The organism is Klebsiella sp. ME-303, from assembly GCF_007910085.1.
Classification (GTDB): domain Bacteria; phylum Pseudomonadota; class Gammaproteobacteria; order Enterobacterales; family Enterobacteriaceae; genus Klebsiella; species Klebsiella michiganensis.
In genome coordinates, this window is the sequence record NZ_VOJB01000061.1 from 112,724 (window position 1) to 134,293 (window position 21,570).

Annotated in this window: 24 protein-coding genes; 11 read left to right on the forward strand and 13 right to left on the reverse strand. The window is 58.3% G+C overall.

Features of this window, described 5'->3' with window-relative positions:
• Positions 1 to 286: 286 nt before the first annotated feature.
• Both FQK12_RS05965 and FQK12_RS05970 read left to right on the forward strand, forming a co-directional pair.
• Complete coding sequence (locus FQK12_RS05965) at positions 287 to 496, forward strand: YdgH/BhsA/McbA-like domain containing protein (RefSeq protein ID WP_014229463.1); 210 nt, start codon at positions 287 to 289, stop codon at positions 494 to 496.
• 196 nt (positions 497 to 692) lie between these two features.
• Positions 693 to 881 carry a hypothetical protein gene (locus tag FQK12_RS05970; protein WP_004134116.1) on the forward strand — a complete coding sequence of 63 codons (189 nt, stop codon included), beginning with the start codon at positions 693 to 695 and terminating at the stop codon, positions 879 to 881.
• 41 nt (positions 882 to 922) lie between these two features.
• Here FQK12_RS05970 and FQK12_RS05975 read toward each other — a convergent pair whose 3' ends face one another.
• Positions 923 to 1,198 (reverse strand): VF530 family DNA-binding protein, encoded by a 276-nt coding sequence (locus FQK12_RS05975; protein WP_014229464.1) that lies wholly within the window; start codon positions 1,196 to 1,198, stop codon positions 923 to 925.
• 271 nt (positions 1,199 to 1,469) lie between these two features.
• Here FQK12_RS05975 and FQK12_RS05980 point away from each other — a divergent pair, with 271 nt between their 5' ends.
• From FQK12_RS05980 to FQK12_RS05995, 4 genes are all read left to right on the forward strand, one after another.
• A complete protein-coding gene (locus FQK12_RS05980; protein WP_014229465.1) occupies positions 1,470 to 2,498 on the forward strand; it encodes an isopenicillin N synthase family dioxygenase in 1,029 nt (342 codons plus the stop codon).
• Positions 2,499 to 2,651: 153 nt separating this feature from the next.
• On the forward strand, positions 2,652 to 3,458 hold the full coding sequence (locus tag FQK12_RS05985) for a MetQ/NlpA family ABC transporter substrate-binding protein (RefSeq protein ID WP_014229466.1): 807 nt from the start codon (positions 2,652 to 2,654) through the stop codon (positions 3,456 to 3,458).
• Positions 3,455 to 4,246: a methionine ABC transporter ATP-binding protein gene (locus FQK12_RS05990; RefSeq protein WP_014229467.1), complete on the forward strand. Its 792-nt coding sequence runs from the start codon at positions 3,455 to 3,457 to the stop codon at positions 4,244 to 4,246. The genes FQK12_RS05985 and FQK12_RS05990 overlap by 4 nt, the downstream gene beginning before the upstream one ends.
• Complete coding sequence (locus tag FQK12_RS05995; RefSeq protein ID WP_014229468.1) at positions 4,243 to 4,902, forward strand: methionine ABC transporter permease; 660 nt, start codon at positions 4,243 to 4,245, stop codon at positions 4,900 to 4,902. The genes FQK12_RS05990 and FQK12_RS05995 overlap by 4 nt, the downstream gene beginning before the upstream one ends.
• Positions 4,903 to 4,933: 31 nt before the next feature.
• Here the strand turns inward: FQK12_RS05995 and FQK12_RS06000 are convergent, their stop codons facing one another.
• On the reverse strand, positions 4,934 to 5,980 hold the full coding sequence (locus tag FQK12_RS06000; RefSeq protein ID WP_014229469.1) for an NAD(P)H-dependent flavin oxidoreductase: 1,047 nt from the start codon (positions 5,978 to 5,980) through the stop codon (positions 4,934 to 4,936).
• A gap of 92 nt (positions 5,981 to 6,072) precedes the next feature.
• Between FQK12_RS06000 and FQK12_RS06005 the strand changes: the two genes are divergently transcribed.
• Positions 6,073 to 6,909: a LysR family transcriptional regulator gene (locus tag FQK12_RS06005; RefSeq protein WP_014229470.1), complete on the forward strand. Its 837-nt coding sequence runs from the start codon at positions 6,073 to 6,075 to the stop codon at positions 6,907 to 6,909.
• Here the strand turns inward: FQK12_RS06005 and FQK12_RS06010 are convergent.
• A complete protein-coding gene (locus FQK12_RS06010) occupies positions 6,892 to 8,079 on the reverse strand; it encodes a YbfB/YjiJ family MFS transporter (RefSeq protein WP_041165306.1) in 1,188 nt (395 codons plus the stop codon). The genes FQK12_RS06005 and FQK12_RS06010 overlap by 18 nt on opposite strands.
• A gap of 207 nt (positions 8,080 to 8,286) precedes the next feature.
• Entirely contained in the window at positions 8,287 to 8,907 is a 621-nt protein-coding gene (locus FQK12_RS06020) for a LysE family translocator (protein WP_014229472.1), read from the reverse strand.
• Between the two features lie 156 nt (positions 8,908 to 9,063).
• Here FQK12_RS06020 and FQK12_RS06025 point away from each other — a divergent pair, with 156 nt between their 5' ends.
• A complete protein-coding gene (locus FQK12_RS06025) occupies positions 9,064 to 9,453 on the forward strand; it encodes a VOC family protein (RefSeq protein ID WP_032694357.1) in 390 nt (129 codons plus the stop codon).
• 3 nt (positions 9,454 to 9,456) lie between these two features.
• Here FQK12_RS06025 and FQK12_RS06030 read toward each other — a convergent pair whose 3' ends face one another.
• Positions 9,457 to 9,675, reverse strand: a complete 219-nt coding sequence (locus FQK12_RS06030; protein ID WP_014229474.1) for a hypothetical protein — start codon at positions 9,673 to 9,675, stop codon at positions 9,457 to 9,459.
• A gap of 49 nt (positions 9,676 to 9,724) precedes the next feature.
• On the reverse strand, positions 9,725 to 10,171 hold the full coding sequence (locus FQK12_RS06035; protein ID WP_009654757.1) for a glyoxalase/bleomycin resistance/dioxygenase family protein: 447 nt from the start codon (positions 10,169 to 10,171) through the stop codon (positions 9,725 to 9,727).
• 195 nt (positions 10,172 to 10,366) lie between these two features.
• On the opposite strand from FQK12_RS06035, the gene FQK12_RS06040 reads away from it, so the two are divergent.
• Positions 10,367 to 11,557 carry an MFS transporter gene (locus FQK12_RS06040; RefSeq protein WP_014229475.1) on the forward strand — a complete coding sequence of 397 codons (1,191 nt, stop codon included), beginning with the start codon at positions 10,367 to 10,369 and terminating at the stop codon, positions 11,555 to 11,557.
• A gap of 192 nt (positions 11,558 to 11,749) precedes the next feature.
• Entirely contained in the window at positions 11,750 to 12,040 is a 291-nt protein-coding gene (locus tag FQK12_RS06045; RefSeq protein ID WP_009654750.1) for a hypothetical protein, read from the forward strand.
• Between the two features lie 35 nt (positions 12,041 to 12,075).
• Here FQK12_RS06045 and FQK12_RS06050 read toward each other — a convergent pair whose 3' ends face one another.
• The 6 genes from FQK12_RS06050 to FQK12_RS06075 all read right to left on the reverse strand — a co-directional run bounded on the left by FQK12_RS06050 (position 12,076) and on the right by FQK12_RS06075 (position 19,817).
• Positions 12,076 to 15,189: an efflux RND transporter permease subunit gene (locus FQK12_RS06050; RefSeq protein ID WP_014229476.1), complete on the reverse strand. Its 3,114-nt coding sequence runs from the start codon at positions 15,187 to 15,189 to the stop codon at positions 12,076 to 12,078.
• Positions 15,186 to 16,655: an efflux RND transporter periplasmic adaptor subunit gene (locus FQK12_RS06055; protein WP_014229477.1), complete on the reverse strand. Its 1,470-nt coding sequence runs from the start codon at positions 16,653 to 16,655 to the stop codon at positions 15,186 to 15,188. The genes FQK12_RS06050 and FQK12_RS06055 overlap by 4 nt, the downstream gene beginning before the upstream one ends.
• Complete coding sequence (locus tag FQK12_RS06060) at positions 16,655 to 17,902, reverse strand: TolC family protein (protein ID WP_014229478.1); 1,248 nt, start codon at positions 17,900 to 17,902, stop codon at positions 16,655 to 16,657. The genes FQK12_RS06055 and FQK12_RS06060 overlap by 1 nt, the downstream gene beginning before the upstream one ends.
• 13 nt (positions 17,903 to 17,915) lie before the next feature.
• Positions 17,916 to 18,284: a copper-binding protein gene (locus FQK12_RS06065; RefSeq protein ID WP_014229479.1), complete on the reverse strand. Its 369-nt coding sequence runs from the start codon at positions 18,282 to 18,284 to the stop codon at positions 17,916 to 17,918.
• Positions 18,285 to 18,356: 72 nt separating this feature from the next.
• Positions 18,357 to 18,776, reverse strand: coding sequence for a hypothetical protein (locus FQK12_RS06070; protein ID WP_004851141.1), 420 nt, complete (start codon positions 18,774 to 18,776; stop codon positions 18,357 to 18,359).
• Between the two features lie 240 nt (positions 18,777 to 19,016).
• Positions 19,017 to 19,817 (reverse strand): MBL fold metallo-hydrolase, encoded by an 801-nt coding sequence (locus tag FQK12_RS06075; protein ID WP_014229480.1) that lies wholly within the window; start codon positions 19,815 to 19,817, stop codon positions 19,017 to 19,019.
• Positions 19,818 to 20,002: 185 nt separating this feature from the next.
• On the opposite strand from FQK12_RS06075, the gene tam reads away from it, so the two are divergent.
• Positions 20,003 to 20,755, forward strand: a complete 753-nt coding sequence (tam, locus tag FQK12_RS06080; protein WP_014229481.1) for a trans-aconitate 2-methyltransferase — start codon at positions 20,003 to 20,005, stop codon at positions 20,753 to 20,755.
• A 233-nt stretch (positions 20,756 to 20,988) separates the two neighbouring features.
• On the opposite strand, the gene FQK12_RS06090 is transcribed toward tam, so the two are convergent.
• Positions 20,989 to 21,429, reverse strand: coding sequence for a GNAT family N-acetyltransferase (locus tag FQK12_RS06090; RefSeq protein ID WP_014229482.1), 441 nt, complete (start codon positions 21,427 to 21,429; stop codon positions 20,989 to 20,991).
• Positions 21,430 to 21,570: the final 141 nt, after the last annotated feature.

Consider the following 21,570-nt stretch of genomic DNA (forward strand, 5'->3'; position numbering starts at 1 on the left):
TTGCTGTACAAAAACTATATTGCCGCTGTTCAGATGATAGCAAACAAGAAAATCATCTATCGAAAGTCAAAAAATAACTTTTTATATATTTGTTATGACAATGAGGCTTGATTGTAATCAAACCTTATTTGCAAAACAGGATTGCGGTAATCGATATTTTTTATTCAAATTTACTGAATAATGATAGCAAATTGTTTCGATTTTAATCATCGCGTCATCGGCCTATTATTTATCAAATCGGGGCAACAACGCTCCAATACTGACAAAACGCTTAAGGAATACGACCATGAAATCCATCAAAACTTTCGTTGCAGTTGCCGCACTCTCTACGATCTCTTTCGGTACTTTTGCGCAGAGCATCAGCGCCAGCGCTTCCACACTGGACCGTGCAGAAGCCAAAATTGCCGCTCAGGCCGCAGAGCAAGGCGCGTCTTACAAAATCACCAGCGCTCAGTTCAATAACCGCGTGCATATGACCGCAGAACTGACGAAATAAACTCACCCGTCATACTTCAAGTTGCATGTGCGTTGGCTGCGCGCGCTCACCCGAATCACTTACCAGAGTAAGCTTATCGGGATTCACTGACTTGCCGCCTTCCTGCAACCCGAATTATTTAGGGTATATAACAACATTGCCGGGCCGCCGGAAGACACAGGCGACAGCGACAACACGATGAAATAAGGAACAAAATATGAAAAATATCGGCGTAGTCACCGCACTGCTGTTAGCCGCTACACTTTCGTCCGGGGCGATGGCCGCAGAGAATAGCTTTGCGCGTCCGGAGGCAGGTTCAAATATCGACACGTCCGTGCATCAGAATCATATTGATGTCAGCCATGCCTTTGATAAAGAGAGCCTGACCGCAGGCAATCTTCAGTAACACACAGCCCAGGGCGCGCGCGGAATTATCCGCTGCGCGCCCTACTTTTTCTGCCAGTGTGCCCACGGATTATCCGCTGGCGCTTCCGCTTTTGCCGTATCGGTATCGGACAACGAATCGATATACAACGCTTCCACTTCTTTACGCGCCCAAGGCGTGCGGCGTAAAAACTTCAGGCTCGACTTAATACTCGGCTCGCTTTTAAAGCAGTTGATGTTGATGCGTTTCGCCAGTTCGGCCCAGCCATATCGCGCGACCAGCGCGTTTAACAGCGCTTCCAGCGTGATGCCGTGCAGAGGATCGTTTGGGTGCTGCATTGCGTCTCTTTACCTGAATTAAAAATTTCGCTCACCATACTGGCTCCCGACGCCAATCGCAACAGTCCCGCCTCCCCCTTATCCAAAATTCGCAAAAGCACAGAACCCTCCACGGTCATAAATTAGAAAAGAACGTTATTGGTTGATTATTTTCGCTTAAGGCAAGCTGGCTTCAACCACCCGACTGAGGAATCGATCATGCGCTGTTGTTGTCCCCGAACCCTGAATCTGCATCGACGAAAACACCTGAATACCGCCTTCGGAGAACACAATGAACGCGACAAACTTACCGATACTGGATCTGGCCCGCTACGCGGACCCCGCTGAAAAAGCGGCGTTTCTCGCCGACCTGCGCCACGCCGCCCGCGATATCGGTTTCTTTTATCTGATCAACCACGGCGTCGATGAGTCGCTGCAGCAGGCCGTGCAGCAGCAATCCCGCGCCTTTTTTGCCCTGCCCGACGATCAAAAGCAGAGGGTGGCAATGATTCACTCTCCGCATTTTCGCGGCTACAACCGCGCCGCTTCTGAATTAACCCGCGGTCAACCCGACTGGCGCGAGCAGTTCGATATCGGCGCCGAGCGCCCGGCCCTGCAGCTTAGCGAACGCGCGCCGCGCTGGCAGCGCCTGCAGGGGCCGAATCTCTGGCCAGAGGCGTTGCCCTCGCTCAAACCCATATTACTGACCTGGCAACGGGAAATGACCCAGGTTGGGATCACCCTGCTGCGCGCCTTCGCCGAAGCGCTGCGCCTGCCGCTGGATGCCTTCGATGGCCTGTATGGCGATAAGCCCAATGAACATATCAAGCTGATCCGCTATCCCGGCCAGCAGGAGACCCAGAGTGCCCAGGGCGTTGGCGCGCATAAGGACTCCGGCTTCCTCAGCTTCCTGCTGCAGGATGAGCAGAAAGGATTGCAGGTCGAAGTCTCCCCTGACCGCTGGATTGACGCGACCCCGCTGGCGGGCAGCTTTGTGGTGAATATCGGCGAGCTGCTGGAGCTGGCAACCAACGGCTATCTGCGGGCAACGGTGCACCGGGTCGTTTCGCCGCCTGCCGACCAGCAGCGGCTGTCGATCGCTTTCTTCCTCGGCGCCCAGCTGGATGCCGTGGTCCCCGTCTACACGCTGCCCGACGAGCTGGCCCGCGAAGCCCTCGGACCGGATAGCGACCCGCAAAACCCGCTGCTGCGCGAGGTGGGCTGGAATTACCTGAAAGGGCGTCTGCGTTCGCATCCTGATGTCGCCGAGCGCTACTACCAGGATGTTTTTCGCGAACGCGCCGAGCAATTGATCGTGTAGACCCTAAATAATTCGGGTTGCAGGCAGGCGGCAAGTCAGTGAATCCCAATGAGCTTACTCTGGTAAGTGATTCGGGTGAGCGCGCGCAGCCAACGCGCATGCAATTTGAAGTATGACGGGTATAAACATAACAACAATACAAGGAATAAAATGATGAAATATGCCGCATTTAAACTGGCAGGGGTTGCACTGTCTCTCTCTCTGGCATGGAGTTCCGCCCAGGCCGCCGCGCTGCGCGTCGCCGCGGACCCGGTGCCGCACGCCGAGATCCTTAACTACATTAAGAAGATCGATCCCAGCCTCGACCTGAAAATCGTCGAACTCACCAGCGGCGTTAACGCCAACGAACTGCTGGCCAACGGCGATGTCGATGCCAACTACTTCCAGCACGTCCCCTATCTGAAAGATCAGGAGAAAGCGCTGGGCAAAACCTTCGCCGTCGCTGCGACCGTCCATATTGAGCCGCTGGGGATCTATTCGCGCAAGCATAAAGATTTTAAATCGCTGCCCGAGAACGCCACCGTGGCGGTACCGAATAACACCACTAACCTGAGCCGCGCGCTGTTCCTGCTGCAAAATCAGGGTTTGATTAAGCTGGCGGCAAAATTTACCGACCCGGCGACAACCCTGGCGACGCCGAAAGATATCGTGGAAAACCCGAAGCACCTGAAAATCCTTGAGATTGAATCACCGCAGATCCCGCGGTCGCTGGATGACGTTGACCTGGCGGTGATAAACGGCAACTACGCGCTGGAAGCCGGGCTGGTGCCGGCCAAAGACGCGCTGGGTCTGGAGAGCGCGACCAACAACCCGTACGCCAACATTCTGGTGACAACGCCGACGCTGGCGAACGATCCGCGCATCAAGGCGCTGGCCAAAGACCTCACCTCGCCGCAGGTCGCCGAATTTATTCGTAAGCAGTATAACGGCTCGGTGATCCCGGTTGCTCCTCAGTCATGATTGAGATTGTCGGGCTGAGTAAAACCTATGCCGGAACAGGCCGACCGGCGCTAAACGATGTCTCTCTGCAGGTGCCGAGAGGAGCCGTTTACGGCATCCTCGGCCGCAGCGGTGCAGGCAAAAGTACGCTGATACGCTGCCTGAATCTGCTGGAGCGGCCCACGTCGGGCCGCATTATTGTGAACGGGAACGATATTACCCGGATGGATAAAACCGCGCTGCGCGAGTACCGGCTGCGTACCGGCATGATCTTCCAGCACTTTAATTTACTTCACGCCCGCAGCGTCGCCGACAATGTCGCGGTGCCGCTGGAGATAGCCAAAGTGCCGAAAGCCGCCCGCCAGGCGCGGGTGGCGGAGCTGCTGGAACTGGTCGGGCTGGCGGATAAAGCCGCCGCCTTTCCGTCACAGCTTTCCGGCGGGCAAAAACAGCGCGTGGGGATCGCCCGCGCGCTGGCCGCGCGGCCGGATGTGCTGCTGTGCGATGAGGCCACCAGCGCCCTCGACCCCGAGACCACGGCCTCGGTGCTCAGCCTGCTGGCGGATATCAACCAAAAGCTGAACCTCACCATCGTGCTGATCACCCATGAGCTGGAAGTGGTGAAAACCCTCTGCGACCACGCGGCGCTGCTGGAGCACGGGGAGATTATTGAAAGCGGCAGAATTGCCGATTTGCTGGTGGCGCCATGGTCGCGGCTACGGCAGTCGCTGCTGCACGATCCTCAGGCTGAGCGGGATTTCCTCGCTCGCCACGGTTTTCACGGGAGGCCATTATGCGGAGTAGCATGAGTTGGGAAGATCTCTGGCCGCTGCTGCTTCAGGGCACGGTAGATACCGTTTATATGGTCGGCCTGGCGGCGCTGTTTACCGTGCTGCTCGGGCTGCCGACCGGCGTGCTGCTGTTTGTTTCACGCCGCAACGGCCTGGCGCCGATGCCGAAGCTCAACGCCGTGCTGGGCGCGATTATCAACTTTGGTCGTTCGCTGCCGTTTATCGTGCTGCTGATCGCGCTGATCCCATTCACCCGGCTGATTATTGGCACCACCCTCGGCAGTACCGCCGCGGTGGTTCCGGTCACCATTGGCGCCTTTCCGTTCTTTGCGCGGCTGACGGAGAACGCGCTGGATGAAGTGGATTACGGGCGTATCGAAGCGATTTTATCGATGGGCGGTAATATCTGGCACGTGATCTTTAAATCGCTGCTGCCGGAAGCGCTGCCAACGCTGGTGGCAGGCATCACGCTGACCATCGTTATGCTGATCGGCTTCTCTTCGATGGCGGGCGTGATTGGCGGCGGCGGACTGGGCGATCTGGCTATTCGCTACGGCTATCAGCGCTTCAATAACGAGGTGATGTTCGGTACCGTGCTCATTCTGGTCGCGCTGGTGCAGGGCGTGCAGATGGCCGGCGACCGTCTGGTCCGCGGCCTCGCCCACCGTCGTTAACAATAAGCGGGTGGCCGCGCGCCATCCGCGATTAAAACCCGCTTTCGCGCACCAGGGTGCGTATCAGTTCCGCTGCCGGCAGCTCGCGAATCAGGCTCACTCCCTGCCCGGCCCAGTGCGCACCGTACTGACGATCTCCCTGCGCTTTCGCCGCCGATGCCAGCGCCTTTCCGGCGTCGTAAGCCACGGGATAAGCCGGAATCAGCGGCGGATCGTTTATTTCACGCCAGCCGTTAACCAGACATCTCGCCGGGCGTCCGGAAATGGCTGAGGTTAAAACCGTTTGCCCGTCAGACGCGCTTTTAAGGGCCTCACGGTATCCGCCATCCGTGGACGATTCAGGGCACAGCAGAAACGCCGTCCCTAGCTGCGCCCCGTCTGCGCCCAGGTTCATTACGCTGTTAATTCCCGCGCCGTCCATCACGCCGCCAGCGGCGATAAGCGGAATATCGGTATGCCGTCTTATCGTCTGAACCAGAGTAAAGGTGCTCATCTGCCCGTCGGGCGCCAGCGGATCAAAGATGCCGCGATGGCCGCCGGCCTCGTAGCCCTGCGCCACCACCATATCGATGCCCTGCTCTACGGCCAGCAAAGCCTCTGCCACGCTGGTCGCGCTCGCCAGAGTGACGATCCCCTTTTCCCGCAGTCGGCGAAGGGTTTCACGATCCGGCACGCCAAAATGAAAGCTCACCGCCGCCGGAGTCAGGTCGAGCAGCAGCTCGGCCATCCGCGGCTGCTGCTGAAAACTCAGATAAATTTCCGCCAGCGTCTCCGGCGGCAAGCTGCCAAAGCGCGCAAATTCCGGGCGCAGCCGCGCCAGCCACCGGGCTTCACGCTGCGGATCCCTTACCGCCGGGGCGTGGCAAAACAGATTGACGTTAAACGGACGGGTGGTTAAGCGCCGGGTCCGGTTAATCAGCGTTTCAGCCTGCTCTACGGTTGACGAGCCCAGCCCCAGCGAGCCGAGCGCGCCGGCCCCGCTGACCGCTGCCGCCAGTTCCGGCGTCGACACGCCGGCCATCGGCGCCTGAATAATGGGGTAATCAATATCAAGCTGCTGCGTAAGCCTGTTGCTCATGGTTTGCCCTGTTTAAATTTGTGCGTTCGGGCCATTAAAATCTCTTTTAGAGATGATAAGATCAACATTATTTTCAAATTAAGAATAAAAATATGAACCACACCACATTAGAGATATTTAAAACGGTGGCGCAAGAGCGCAGCGTCACCCGCGCGGCAAAGCGGCTGGGGCGAGCCCAGTCCAATATCACCACCCGCATTCACCAGCTGGAAGAGGAGCTGGGCGTGGAGCTGTTTGCCCGCGGCAATAAAAGGATGCTGCTGTCCCCCGCCGGTGAACATTTTTTGGGCTACGCGCTGAAAATCCTCAGCCTGGCCGAAGAGGCCAGACAGGCGCTGCATCCGGCGACGCCGGGCGGCAATTTACGCATGGGGGCGATGGACGCCACCGCCGCCAGCCGCCTGCCGCCGCTGCTTCCCCGGTTTCGCGCGCTGTGCCCGGAGGTGACGCTCACCCTCAAAACCCAGCCCACCCGTCAGCTGACCCAACAGGTGCTGGACGCCGCGCTGGATTGCGCGCTGGTGAGCCTGCCGCAGGGAACGCCTCCGCCCGATGACCTGGAGTACGTATCCATCTTTAAAGAACAGCTGCTGCTGGTGCTTCCTGCCAATCCACAGCGCTTTCGCTTTGCCGCCTTTGCGCAGGGCTGTACCTACCGGGCGATGGGCGAAGCGTTTCTGGCGCAATCAGAGGAGGTGGAGAGCGAGATCCAGGACGTCGGCTCCTATCACGCGATGCTCGCCTGCGTCGCCTCCGGCGGCTATGCCGGTATCGTGCCGCAGAGCGTGCTCGATACCCTGACGCTGCCCGAAGCCAGCCAGCTGCGGCCGGTTGGCCAGGCGATCACCCAGCTTATCTGGCGCAAAGGCTACGCGTCCCCCGCTCTCGAGAAAATGCGCCAGCTTCTGGAGTCAGCCTCCGACCTTTGACGCTCGCCCCGCCCCTGCCGCCACCAGCGCGGCGGCAGCCAGCAGCGCAATGGCGGCCGCGCTCAGCGAAGGATTAAACGACCCGCTGCGGTCATACAGCGTTCCGGCAACCAGCGGGCCGACGATTTGCCCGATGCCGTAGGTCGCGGTCATGGCGGCAATCATATTGAACGTAACCAGATGATTAAGCCGCCGCCCCTCGGACAGCGCGATGGTCACGGTGCCCAAAAAGGTGCAACCCACCAGCAGCGCGCTTAATATGCAAAACGGTAACGCATGGCTCCACGCCGGGAGAATGACACCGATTGCCTGAATCAGCAAATTAAGGGTAAACGCGAGGCGGTAGCCGAGCTTGATCACCAGCCGGTGCCAGATAAAGCAGGAGGGAACGGCGGCGAGGCCGAAAATAGCCCAGATCTGCACCGGATCGATAACGTTCAGCGAACCGCTGAGAAACAGCGGAAGATAGGTGGCGGTAATAATGTAGCCGAAGCCGGCCAGGCCATAAATCAGCAGCAGTTTCCACGCCTCCCGCACCCGCCCCTCGCCCTCCTCGCGGTGTGCGGTCGCGGCGGGTTGATAAGCGATAAGGTAGTCGGCGGGGCTCAGCAGCAGACGCAGCGCGAGAACAAAAAGCACGCCAGAGCTTATCGCACATATCAGCCATATCTGCTGGCTGGAGAGCGCCAGCGCCTTCCCCAGGGAGATAAATTCCGCCGACAAGAATATCCCCATTCCGACGCCAGAAAAAAGCACCGGCGCGCCGTTAGGGTGCTTCATATGCTGCAGTAGCCAGAGGGAGGCGGCGATCAGCGTCACCGCGCTGAGTAATCCGGCAATTCCGCGCACCACAATAATCGCCAGGGGGGAAACCAGGAACGCCAGTAAGGCCAGGCACACCAGCGTCAACAGTGCGGAAAGCAGGCTTAGCCACCTGGCGTCCGCGGGCCTGGCTTTCGCCAGCAGCAGCGCGCCGGCCAGATAGCCGGCATAGTTCGCCGAAGCGGCAAGATTACCTTCACGCAGCGTCAGCAGCTGCTCATTGAGCATCAGCGGCAGGATCCCGGTATAGGCAAATCGGCCATAGCCCATGCCAACGATCAGCACGACCGAACCGGCCAGCGCCAGCAGAAAGGCCTTCCATTCCGGCCTGGTTGCAAAAACGTTCACCCACACCCCTCCATTATTATTCTCAAATAAAGAATCATAAATAACAATCATTCTTTATTTATTGTGATTTCGCTTGCCACGATGCGCAAGCAGCGCCATGCGGCAGCGCCCGGCCTGCGGGGAGAAACTTTACGGCAACGGCCGGGGGATGCTTCGGCGAGTAACGAAATGTGGAGTGAGGCGCTGGACATCCTTGTCCAGAGGGATTTAACGGTGGCTAAAAGCCAGTTTGGCAGCAAATAACATAAAGAGGCCGCCGGTTGCGCGGTCCATCCACCGAATAAATAGCGGCGTCTTTAATAGCCGAGCGGCAGAGCGGCTGGTCAGGATTAGCGTTAACGACCAGAGCGTCCCGATCGCCACGTGGATGGCGACCAGCAGGAACGTCCAGACGATGGGCGAGTGGCCGGTCGGAATAAACTGCGGCAGGAAAGAGACGTAAAAGATCCCCATTTTCGGATTGAGCACATTGCCCATCATCCCTTTTAAAAACCAGTTACTTGCCGGCGCCGCCGCCCTGTCCTGATGAACAAAATGACCGCGCGGCTTGAGAATTAACTGAATGCCCAGCCAGCATAAATAGGCGGCCCCGCACCATTTGAGCAGGTCATACGCCAGCTCCGATGCCGCCAGCAGCGCCCCAAGACCGAAGGCGACCGCCGCCCCCCAGATAAAACATCCCGTATCAATACCCAGTGCCGCCTGAAAGGCTTTTTTTCCGCCTTCAACGGTAGCGGTTCGCAGAATTAAAGCGGTATCCAGGCCTGGGGTAAGGGTGAGCAACAGCGCAGCAAAAGAGTAAGCAAGAAGGGAATCTGCAACGGACATTTTCTCTCTCCGAAAGCGAAGATTCTAGATAAAACCCGCCGCAGAGACAATCGAATAAATTCGCTTTGCCGGGCGCGTTAAAAGCTCTTTGTGACAAATGGCCGCCGCAAAAGCGGATACAGTCAATCGACCAAACCTTTATTGATACAGGCTGTTATGACGCTTAACGCTATCCGCATCGCCAGGCCGGTCACCGACCTTTCACTCAGTAGCCACATGTACTGCACTGGCCTTGGGCTGGAGCAAATCGCGCAGTTTGCCGATCATGACGGCTTTAGCGGCGTGATGGTCGGACGCCGCGATCTCGGCTGGCATCTTGAATTCACCCTCTGCCATTATCATCCGGTGAAGCCCTCTCCGGGCGAGGAAGATTTGCTGGTGCTTTATTACCCGGAAGCCGCGGAATGGCGGGAACAGTGTGCGAAAATGCTGACCGCCGGTTTTGCGCCGGTCAGCGCGTTCAATCCGTACTGGAATGTGAACGGTAAAACCTTTGTCGACGGCGACGGTTATCGCGTGGTGCTGCAGAACAGAAGCTGGCCGTAGGCGCTACTCCATAAGCCGGACGTCAGGATGGCGCGGGCTTGCCGCTTCGTGAAAAATATCGCCCAGCCAGCCGGGAATTTCCGCCTCCGGGAGATCGTCCGGGATGATGATCTCACGCAGCGGCGAGCATTTACGCTCGTTCAGATCGACGCGGAAGAGTAGCCAGCGTTCGCCCTGGCGCTGGACGCCAATATGGCGCCCGAATACGTCATAAATCAGCATTCCATCACCCTGCCGATCGCAGGGGATGATGGGCGGCTCATGCATGCCATTATGCTTTGCCCTCGCGCAGCCACGGGGTCACGGTAATCCCTGTCAGCAGCCCTTCCGGGCTCAGCAGCCGCGTGACGGTTTGCCCCCACGGCTCAATGCGGTTGTCCACCAGCAGACGATAGCCTCTGGCCTTCAGCGCGTCGGTGGCGGTGTTGATATCGCGCACTTCAAACTCGACCCACGCCTGCGGCACCGGCAGATAGTCAGGCCAGAGATCGGCGTCAAAGCAGGAGCGCGCCGCCTGCGCCAGCGGCCACAGGGCAAAATGTTTTACCCCGCCGATGGCGTCATGTTCGGTCAGCAGATACTCTTCGTTACCGGGCATCGGTTTTAGCGGCAGGCCCAGCGCAGCCACATAAAACTCCCTGCTGGCCGGCGTCGATTGCGTTATCGGCCCAAAGCCGGCGACAAAAAGCACATCCATACCGTCTAAATCGTATTCCATACTCTCTCCTGTCATTATCCGTGATGCGTTAACAGATTTTATACTCTGCCGCGCACGACTTTCCCAGAATCCTCTTTTCTCATGACTATTTTTAGTGCGTTTGCCTGAATCATTGAGAAAACGCATGCTCTGCTCGTTGCGGCTGACGGCGCTGCGCTATGCTTAGCTTCCCTTTGGTTTGCAATACTTCGCGTTATGACCACTTCCGCCAGCACCACTCAGCTTAATCTGCGTATTATTTCTATCGTTGTTTTTACCTGTATCTGCTATCTCTCTATTGGCCTGCCGCTCGCCGTACTGCCGGGCTATATCCACTATCAGCTGGGCTATAACCCCTTTATCGCCGGCGTGGTCATCAGCCTTCAGTACATCTCAACCCTGATCAGCCGCCCGCATGCGGGCCGCTACACCGACATCTGGGGGCCGAAAAAAGTCGTCAGTCGGGGGATTGTTTGCTGCCTGCTCAGCGGTCTCTTCACGCTGCTCGCGGTCTTGCTGCAATCCTCGCCGCCGCTAGCCGTTGCCGCGCTGTTGGTGGGGCGCATTTTCCTCGGCGTCGGGGAAAGTTTTACCGCCACCGGCGCGACCCTGTGGGGGATCAAAACCGTCGGTGCGATTCACACTTCACGGGTGATCTCGTGGAACGGCGTGGCGACCTACGTCGCCATGGCGGTCGGCGCCCCGCTGGGTGTCATGCTTAACGGCTATTTTGGCATCAGCGGATTTGCCGCCGTGGTGATCCTGGCGGCGGCGGTTGGCCTGCTCTATGCCCGTACGCGGCAGGACGTCAGCGTGACGGCGGGGATCAGAGCGCCGTTTCATGTGGTGGCGCGCAAAATCTGGCCCTACGGGCTGGGGCTGGCGCTGGGTACCGTCGGTTTTGGGGTTATCGCAACCTTTATTACCCTCTACTTCTCCGCCCATAGCTGGCAAGGCGCGGCGTTTACCCTCTCCCTGTTCAGCATCGGTTTTATCTGCATCCGCCTGATCCTGGGCAACACCATTACCCGCTACGGCGGCGTGCCGGTATCGTTAATCTGTTTTGCGATCGAATGTATCGGCCTGCTGATCATCTGGTCGGCCTCCTCGGCGTGGATGGCCGGAATGGGCGCCTTTCTCACCGGCTCGGGCTTTTCGCTGGTCTTCCCGGCGCTTGGCGTGGAAGCGGTGAAACAGGTTGAAGAACAGAATCAGGGCACCGCGCTGGGCACCTATTCGGCCTTTCTCGATCTGGCGTTGGGATTAACCGGCCCGGTCGCCGGCTGGGTGGCCGGTTATTACGATCTGGAGACTATTTATTTGTTGGCGGCGGCGGTGGTCGCGCTGGCATTTATCTTGATTTTGCGCATTTACCTGCAACAACGCGCTGCTTTACCGCGAACCTGAGGAAGCATCGTCGAAAGATAACCGGCGCAAATATGGGTAAAAAATTAATCAATAATTGACGGCAATTCGGCTTCCGTGCCACCATCGCTTCAGCGTCCGGCAAGCGGCGCGATGGTGGTACGGGTGAATATCAGAGACCGCATGTTTAAGGTCCATGCCCGTCCGCAACCTGATTCTGGCGGGAATAAAGACATGCACCAAAGTTTTAATCAGCGCGTTCATTTCTATTACTGCATTCTGGTGGCGCTGAAAATACACGCAAAATCGAAGAAATCAGGCGGTATCCGCGGGAAAAATAATTTCCTGCTCAAGTGGCTGCGTAAAGCGCAGGACAACAATATATTCCACCCGGATATTACCAGCGAGATCGAATGGCTGCGCGGCAAAATCATTCAGGCCGGCTACGATACCGACCTTGAACCCATGCTCGATTTTGTCTATGCCACCGCCAAACGCGCGGAAGATCTTAAGAACGCCGACTGATTCACGCCCGAGCCGCCTGGCCCGGGCGTTGTACTTTAGCGTTTGTTACGGTGCGTCAGGAGATAGACTGCCGGGATCACCAGCATCGAGAGCAGCGGCGCGGTGATCATCCCGCCGATCATCGGCGCGGCGATACGCTGCATCACCTCCGAACCGGTGCCCCCTCCCCACATAATCGGCAGCAGTCCGGCCATGATTGTCGCCACGGTCATCACTTTCGGGCGCACGCGCAGCACGGCCCCTTCATGAATCGCCTCGTTGAGCGCGCGATCGTTCAGCTCGGAGCGGCGTTTCGCGATCGCCTGGTTCAAATAGAGTACCATAATCACCCCGAACTCCGCCGCCACGCCGGCAAGCGCAATAAAGCCCACGGCGGCGGCTACCGACAGGTTGTAGCCCAGCAGCCAGAGCAGCCAGACGCCGCCGATCAGCGAAAACGGTAAAGTTCCCATAATCAGCAGAGCGTCTTTAACGCGGCTGAAAGTGACGTAAAGCAGGATAAAGATAATCATCAGGGTAAACGGCAGCACGATTTTCAGCTTCGCGGTGGCGCGCTCGAGGTACTCATACTGCCCGGACCAGGTCAGCGAGATGCCTTCCGGCAGCCTGACCCGTTTGCCGACCTCGCTCTGCATTTCATCAACTGCGGATTTTAAGTCGCGCCCGCGAATATCCACGTAGATCCAGTCCGACAGGCGGGCGTTTTCGCTTTTCAGCATCGGCGGGCCGTCGGTAATGGTGATGTCCGCCAGTTCCGAGAGCGCGACCTGCGCCCCGCCGCTGGTCACTACCGGCAGATCGCGCAGCTTTTGCAGCGAGTCGCGCATTTCGCGCGGGTAGCGGACGCCGATCGGGTAACGTTCTCGCCCCTCGATGGTTTCGCCGATGTTATCGCCGCCGACGACGCTGGCGACGATTGACTGCAGCTCCTTCACCGACACGCCGTAGCGGGCGGCTTTCACCCGGTCGATAGCGATATCGATATAGCGGCCGCCGTCGAGGCGTTCCGCCAGCGCCGACGTCACCCCCGGTACGCTACGCACGATGCGCTCAATCTCTTCGGCGGTCTTTTCGATCTCCGCCAGATTGTTACCGTTCACTTTGATGCCGACCGGGCTTTTGATGCCGGTCGCCAGCATGTCCAGGCGATTACGGATCGGCGGTACCCAGACGTTGGCTATCCCCGGTACCTTCACCGTATTGTCGAGCTCCTCGATCAGCTTATCCATGGTCATGCCGGGCCGCCATTCGCTTTTCGGCTTGAACTGAATCGTGGTTTCCAGCATGGTCAGCGGCGCCGGGTCGGTAGCGCTGTCCGCCCGCCCGGCCTTGCCGAATACGCTTTGCACTTCAGGAATGGTCTTGATCAGACGGTCAGTCTGCTGCAGCAAGCGTCCGGCTTCGCGGCTGGAGATCCCCGGCAGCGTGGAGGGCATATACAACAGGTCACCCTCGTCAATTTGCGGCAGAAATTCGCTGCCGAGCTGCGCCAGCGGCCACAGCGTGGCAACCAGCAGCAGGCCCGCCGCCGCCAGCGTCGCCTTCGGCCACTGCAAAACTTTATCCAGCAGCGGCTCATAGGCGCGAATCAGCCAGCGGTTGAGCGGATTGGCGGTTTCATCAGGAATTTTGCCGCGAATAAAGTAGCCCATCAGCACCGGCACCAGGGTGATCCCGAGTCCGGCGGCCACCGCCATCGAATACGTTTTGGTGAAGGCCAGCGGCGAGAACATCTTGCCCTCCTGCGCTTCGAGGGTGAACACCGGAATAAACGACAGGGTGATAATCAGCAGGCTGCAAAACAGCGCCGGCCCCACTTCCGACGCCGCGTGCTGGGCTATCTGCCAGTAGTCGGCGGAGGACGGCTGGCGTTCAGGGTGCTCGTGCCGCCACTGCTCCAGAACCTTATGCATATTTTCTATCATCACGATTGCCGCATCGACCATGGCCCCGATGGCGATCGCAATCCCGCCGAGCGACATCATATTGGCGCTGACGCCCTGATAGTGCATCACAATAAACGCGCCAAGGATCCCCAGCGGCAGCGTGATCATCGCCACCAGCGCGCTGCGGAAGTGGAACAGAAACAGCGAGCAGACCACCGCCACGACGATAAACTCCTCAATGAGCTTATGGGTCAGGGTCTCGACGGAGTTTTTAATCAGCTGCGAACGATCGTAGACCGGAACAATCTCCACGCCTGCGGGCAGGCTTTTTTGCACTTCCGCCAGTTTGGCCTTTACCGCGTTAATGGTGCTGAGCGCGTTTTTACCCGAGCGCATAATGATTATCCCGCCCGCCACCTCGCCCTGGCCGTTGAGCTCGGCGACGCCGCGCCGGATCGCCGGTCCCCGGCGCACGCTGGCGACGTCGGAGAGCAGCACCGGCACGCCGCTGCGCGCAGCGATAACCACCTGGTTAAAGTCGTCGATGGACTTCAGGTAGCCGGTGGTGCGCACCATATATTCGGCTTCGCCCAGCTCGAGCACCGAACCGCCCCCTTCCTGGTTGGCGCTCTGGATCGCGCTAATCACCTGCTCGTGGGTGACGTTCAGCGCCCGCAGCCGGTCAGGATTAAGGATCACCTGATACTCTTTGACCATTCCGCCGACGCTGGCCACCTCCGAAACATCCGGCACGGTTTTCAGTTCATATTTGAGGATCCAGTCCTGAATCGCCCGCAGGTCGCCGAGGCTATGCTGGCCGCTTTTGTCGGTAAGCACATATTCAAACACCCAGCCGACGCCGGTGGCATCCGGCCCCAGCGACGCTTTCGCTTCCGGCGGCAGGCTGCTCTGGACCTGGCTCAGGTACTCCAGCACGCGGGAGCGCGCCCAGTATGGGTCCGTTCCATCATCAAACAGGACATAGACATAAGCATCGCCGAACATCGAAAAGCCGCGCACGGTTTTCGCTCCCGGCACCGACAGCATGGTGGTGGTCAGCGGGTAGGTCACCTGATCTTCGACAATCTGCGGCGCTTTCCCCGGATAGCTCACGCGAATGATCACCTGGGTATCGGAGAGATCCGGCAGCGCGTCCAGCGGCGCCTGCTGTACCGACCAGACGCCCCAGGCGGCCATAATCAGCGTCGCCAGCAATACCAGCAGGCGGTTGCGCAATGACCAGCGGATAACGGCGGCAATCATGGCTGCTCCTTAGCGCCGTTCAGCGGCATCATTGAGGTGACTCGCGCCCCTTCATCGGTCAGGACGAAGTGAAACATCACCGACTCGCCGGGCCGCATCTGTTCCCGCAGCTGCGGCGTAATAGCAAAATCCATGATCATCGCCGGCCATTTCAGCGCCGGTACCGGCTGGTGCGCAATGGTTACCGCCTCATCGTTCACGGCCTTAATAACGCCCTGCGCTGAGTAGCTTTTTGCCTCCTCTTCTTGCCCGGCCATTTGCGGCAGCGCGCTGCGCAGGCTGGCTTCGGAGTCAATCAGGAACTGCCCGGAGGTCACCACCTTTTGGCCCGCTTCGAGGCCGGATTTAATCTCAACCAGACCATTCTGCGTTCGCCCTGCGGTCACCTCGACCGGACGGAAATGCCCCTCGCCGTCGGCGATCAGCACCCGATTGCTGGTGCCGGTGGCAATTAATGCCTCTTCCGGAATAGCCAGAACGGCGCTCTCCTGCTGCGCCTCAGCCAGCTCAACGTTCAAATACATGCCCGGTTTGAGCCGATGCTGCGGATTATTCAGCACTACGCGGGCTTTCAACGTACGGGTGGTGGCTTCGAGGTCGGGAAGCAGTTCGCTGACGGTTCCCTGAAACGCCATACCGGGCCAGCTGCCGGTGGTGGCCGTCACCTTACTGCCTTCGCGCAGCAGGCTGGCCTGGCTTTGCGGGTAATCAATCACGATCCAGACCGGATCGAGGCTGGCCAGCTCGAACAGCGGTTGGGCTGTCGTGACCTGCGCGCCGGTGCGCACATCCAGCTTGCTGACGTAGCCATCGTGCGGCGCGCGCACCGTCATGCGGGTTTGCGGTTGACCGCTGCGCTCAACGCTACGGATAACCGCTTCCGGCATAAACTGCAGCCGCAGGCGGTCGCGGGCCGCGGCGGTCAGCTCGCTATCGCCCAGCCGCCTCACCGCCAGATACTCCTGCTGCGCCGCCGCCCACTGCGGGATCCACAGCTCCGCCAGCGGCTCGTTCTTTTTCACAAACTGCTGGGAGGCGTTGACGTAAAGTTTCTCAATCAGACCGCTGGCCAGCGCCGGTACCGTTTCAACGCCCCGCTCATCAATGGCCACGGTAGCAAAAGCATTGAGCTTCATCGCCAGCGTCTGGCGGGAGACGTTCGCCGTACGGACGCCAAGGTTTTGCTGCTGGCGGGCGCTAATCTGCACGCCCCCGGCGTCTTCTCCCGCGCCTTCATCGGCGTAACGCGGCACCAGATCCATATCCATAAACGGCGATTTACCCGGTTTATCAAAGCGCGTAGCGGGGGCCATTGGATCGTACCAGTACAGCACTTTGCGGCCCGTTTCCGCCTGGCCGCCGCCAGCGGAGGACATCGGCGCGCTTCGCGAACCCAGCCAGTAGCCGCCCGCGGCGGCAAGGGCGACGGCCAGCGCCACAAGGGTAAGAGCAGATTTAAGCTTCATTATTTAACATCCTGTGGAATAAGGTAGCGAATAGCGGCCCACGCATCGGCAAGCGCTTTCTCCGCATTGTTGCTGGCAATTTCTCCGCTCAGGAGATCGCGACGGGCGGCGAGCAGCTCAGGCAGCGCGGAGCTGCCGCCCCGATACTGGGCATTGACGAGACTCACCTTCTTGCGCAGCAGCGGCATCACCTCGCTTTGCTGGCGATCGTAAATGGCTTTCGCGGCGTTATATTGCGAAATCAGCTGATACTGCTGCGCCTGATGTTCGCGCATCAATAACGTCAGCCGATCGTTGGCTTCATAGGTACGGGAGACGTCCGCTGCGTGGTCTTTGTCCTGACGTTTGCCCTGAAAAATAGGCATATCGACGGTAAACATGACCCCCACCATGTCGTCATAATCATCACCGCGTCGGGCGTAATAAACCTCAACGCCCACGTCGGGGATCGCCGCGACTTCCGACTGACCTGATTTCGCTTTCGCCAGATCGGCTTCTCTGGCGGCCAGGATCACTTCCGGGTGAAGTTTAATCCCGGCCATTAGGTCGGCTTCGTCGGCAGGCAGACGTTCAATGCGCGGCAGCGGGCCGGAGATATCGCGGACCTCCTTCCCGGTGAGCTGCAGCAGGCGCGCCTGGGCGATCTGGACATCGCGGCGGGCGTTATCCTGCTCATTTTTCATCGCATTCAGCGCCAGCTGAACGTCCAGCACGCTGCTGGGACTGGCGCTGGCGCTGCTGACGCCGGCCTTTTGTACGTCGATTTGCCGGGACGTTTCGCTAATCAACGTCTGCACCGAGCGCAGCGACTTCTGCGCCACCGCCAGCGCCAGCCACGCCTGGGCGGTTTCCCGCTGCAGCCGGGCACGAATCACATCGGCATTAGCGGCGGTCTGGCGCGCCTCGGCGGTAATGGAGTCGGCTTTCCGTTCACGCTTGGTACTGCTGACGTAGTCCTGCATCACGCCAACTCTTTGCATGGTCATCCCCTCGCGGGTGAGGCGGCCGGCGTTATTGCCGCCCAGCGGGACGTTTTCAATACCAAATTTCAGCTTCGGATCGGGGAGCTGCATCGCGGAATCCGCCATATTCTTCAAAGCGTTAACCTGATGATCGTTGGCGGAGAGCTCGGCGGAGTAGTTTTCCGCCGCCGACAGGGCCTCAGAAAGCGTCGTTGCCCAGCCGTTGGTGGACATCAGCGACAGTAAAAGCGGCAGCCCGCAGGCCGCCTTATTGAAGATGTGCATAATGACTCCGAAATTATCGCGCGGTAATTGAAACGATCGCGTAGCCGGAGTCGGTCTGGCGGAAGGTGAAATCGACCTGCTCTCCCACCGCCAGCTTTTTATCGTGGTTATCAGCGAGCGCAAAGCTCATGGTCATCGCCGGCCAGTTCAGCTCGGTAACCGGAGAGTGGGCAATCACGACGGCATCGTCGCGCCAGGCTTTAATGACCCCGCTGGCCGAATAAAGCGTGGCGGAATCATCCGCCTTCTTCATCTCCGGCATATCCGCCATGGAGGACATGGTGTGATGGTGCATCGCGGCGTCTTCCGCGCTGGCGGTAAATGCGCTGAAGGAAAAGGTCAGCACGCTGGTAATAAGCAGAAAAATAGAGGTCGAACGCATAATAAAGTCTCCGAAAAAAACATAAAGTCGCCCGCAGACCGGGCAGATCTGATGGATGTTTTTAACGGTGCGTTATTCCCTGAAACGGCAGAAGCGTATCTCAACCGGGGGACCGGTGACCGGCGGCGTGCGCCAGTCCATACGTTCAGCGCAGGTCTCCTGCTGCGGGGAAACCACGAGTAGCGCGGTTTCGGAGGGGAGCGCGTTCAGCTGTAGAGAGGTTAAGGAGTTAGGCTGCGCGGTATCGGGGTCGCAGTGCTTCTCACAGATAACTTTCTGGCCGACGTTTTCCATGCCGGGCATGTTCATCATGCCATCGACAATATGGTGAATCTGCACCTGCGGCGCCGCGGGCTGCTGCTGGCCGCCATGGTGCGCCGCGACGGCGAGCTGAAGGTTGAGCAGTAACCAACAGGCAATAACAAGCCCTGCGCGGATACGAAGCCGGCGCCGGGTTGCTTGTTTAAATAATGCCTGTAGTGACTGAATCATAGTGATATTCGCAATTAGACGACCGCTGGATTAAATCACACTCACTGCAAGAATTAAACGATATTTCAAAGAGAAAACTCCAGGTTAAATAGAATGAAGTTTCTCTATAAATATTTACACCAAAAAGGGATATCAGTATTTGACCTTCCCCTTAGGGGAAGGTGTATAGCCGGCGGATAATGTATTTAATAAATAGCAAAAATGTTATTTATATGTAATTAGCAAAAGTGAACGCGATTATTATTCCAGCACCAACGTATCGCCGGTTGCCGGCGCGCTACTCTCCGCTAGCCACCAGCGCCCCCATGAACCGGTGCAGTGGCAGGCCATCACCTCCTCGACCTTCTGCTGGCGCAAGAATTGTCTAAGCTGACGAATTGCCCACGGCGGCGCGCTGCGCAGATGAAGACCGCCGATGATGGCGTATACCTGCTGGATGCCGGTGATCTTCTGGCAGTGGCGAACGGTATTGATCAATCCGCGATGTCCGCAGCCGCAGATAATGACTAACCCTCGCGTCGAGCGGCAGATCAGGACGCCTTCATCGACAATATAGTCCTCACCCTGGGATTGACCCGTCAGGAGGCCATAGGCACGCGGGTGAGCGACCGTAATCTCACCGGACCACAGCAGTCGTTCGCCGATCGCCACCGGCTCGCGGCTGTACTCCATGCGGTGGCGGGAGTAGTCGATATCTCGCGACAGCTTTTTGACTTTCCAGTTGCGTCCTGCGAGAGATAACGCCGAGTAGCGGGTGAGTCCAATCTGCGGATGACAAATAATACGGCTGTTGTCCGGCAGCCACGGCACCCCGCCGCAGTGATCGTAATGTCCGTGGGAGAGCACCGTGGCGGTCAGGTCAGATAAAGAGACGCCCATACGCTGCGCATTATGAAGAAACGTGCCGTCTGGCCCGGTATCAAACAGCACCCGGCTGGTTTCATCCTCCACAAGCAGGCTTAATCCGGGTTTCGCCTGCAGCAGGCTGTCCTGCCCCTTGCCAAGCCGGTTTTCGAGTAACACCTTAATGATTAACGCCATTTAATGACCATCCCCCCTGGTTTACGACGCCTACTGTAGCCAACCGCTGGCGGGGATGCCGTGATGAACCCTGCATAAGGAAAAGTGACGGCGTCACAATAAAGTAACATATTGATTCTGTTTAGTTGCCAGATAAGCATTGCCGTCTATGCTGATGAACGAGTTTCTCTTAACCGGAGCGCGCTATGGCAGACTGGAATCCTTCACTTTATTTGCAATTCGGCGCTGAGCGTACGCGGCCCGCCGCCGAGCTTCTCGCCCGCATCGCCCACCGTCCCGCCACGCTGGCCGTTGATCTGGGCTGCGGACCTGGCAACAGTACCGCTCTGCTGCGCGATGCCTGGCCAGATGCCACGATTATCGGCGTTGATAATTCTCCGGCCATGCTGGAAGAGGCCTCCCGGCGGCTACCGGACTGCCGGTTCGTCGAGGCGGATATCACTACCTTTCGCCCCGAGCGGCCGGCGGACGTGATTTATGCCAATGCTTCGCTGCAGTGGCTCACGGATCATCAGCGCCTTTTCCCATATCTGGTCAGCAATCTTGCGAAAAACGGCGTACTGGCGGTGCAAATGCCGGTGAACTGGCAAGAGCCCTCGCACGCGCTGATGCGTCAGGTTGCTGAAGAGATGGGGCATCCGGCCAGTGGGCGGCAGCCGCTGCCGGATGTGTCGGAGTATTACGATATGCTGACCACCAGCGGCTGCGAGGTAGATATCTGGCGCACCACCTACCATCACCCGCTGGCATCGCACCAGGCCATTATTGAATGGCTACAGTCAACGGGCCTGCGACCGTTTTTACAACCGCTTGATGAACAGCAGCGCCAGGCGTTTCTAGAACGCTATCTGGAGCGGCTGAAACAGCACTATCCGTTACAGTGTAACGGAAAGGTGCTACTGCGATTTCCGCGCCTGTTTATCGTCGCGCGCCGCTAGCGCCATCGGAGTGTAAAAAGAGGGAGAGAACGCTACGGCGCAGGAAGCAGGCGCCGTAGGCCAGGTTTACCAGGACAGATGATGGACCAGAGAGAGATCCCATGCGGTGGCCAGCAGCGAAAGAAACATGATGAGGTTCACAACCGTCTCTATGCGTTTTTCCATTTTGTTACTCCTGAGTCGTTTCCCCTGTTTTACAGGGGAAATCTTAATAACTTCTTAATCTCAGATTTTCAGAGCGTCACGCGGTAACGAACATAGTCATCGGCGGGCGTAAACTCATCATACAGACGCCGGGCCGGATTATCAGTACGAGTGTGCCAGTACAGCCGCGACCACCCTTTCTCTTTCCCTTCCGCTTGCAGCGCCTGCATCAACGCCCTGGCGATGCCTTTTCCGCGCATCGGCGGGGCAACAAACAGATCTTCCAGATAGCAAACAGGCGTCTTTACCCAGGTACCTTCGTGAAGGACACAAATCGCAAATCCAGCGACGTTGCCATCCGCCAGGGCAACCCGGCCCAGCATGGGAGAAGCGGAAACAAGCATCCGCTGCCAGGTATATTCCGTGACGTCGGACGGCTGCGGGCTACCGTAGAAACGGGTATAGCCTTCCCATAGCTGTAGCCACTGCGCTTTGTCCTGCTGGCTCACTTCACGAATTTCAATGACCATGGGTCTCATCCCTCGTTTGGATAAGCCATTATTTTCCAGTCAGATAATTAGTTCAACCGCCGGGGGCACAATTCATCTTTTTCTCTTAATTACCCCTGTTTCCACTGCCGGACGAAATGGGCACAATCTTTCAGACCTGCG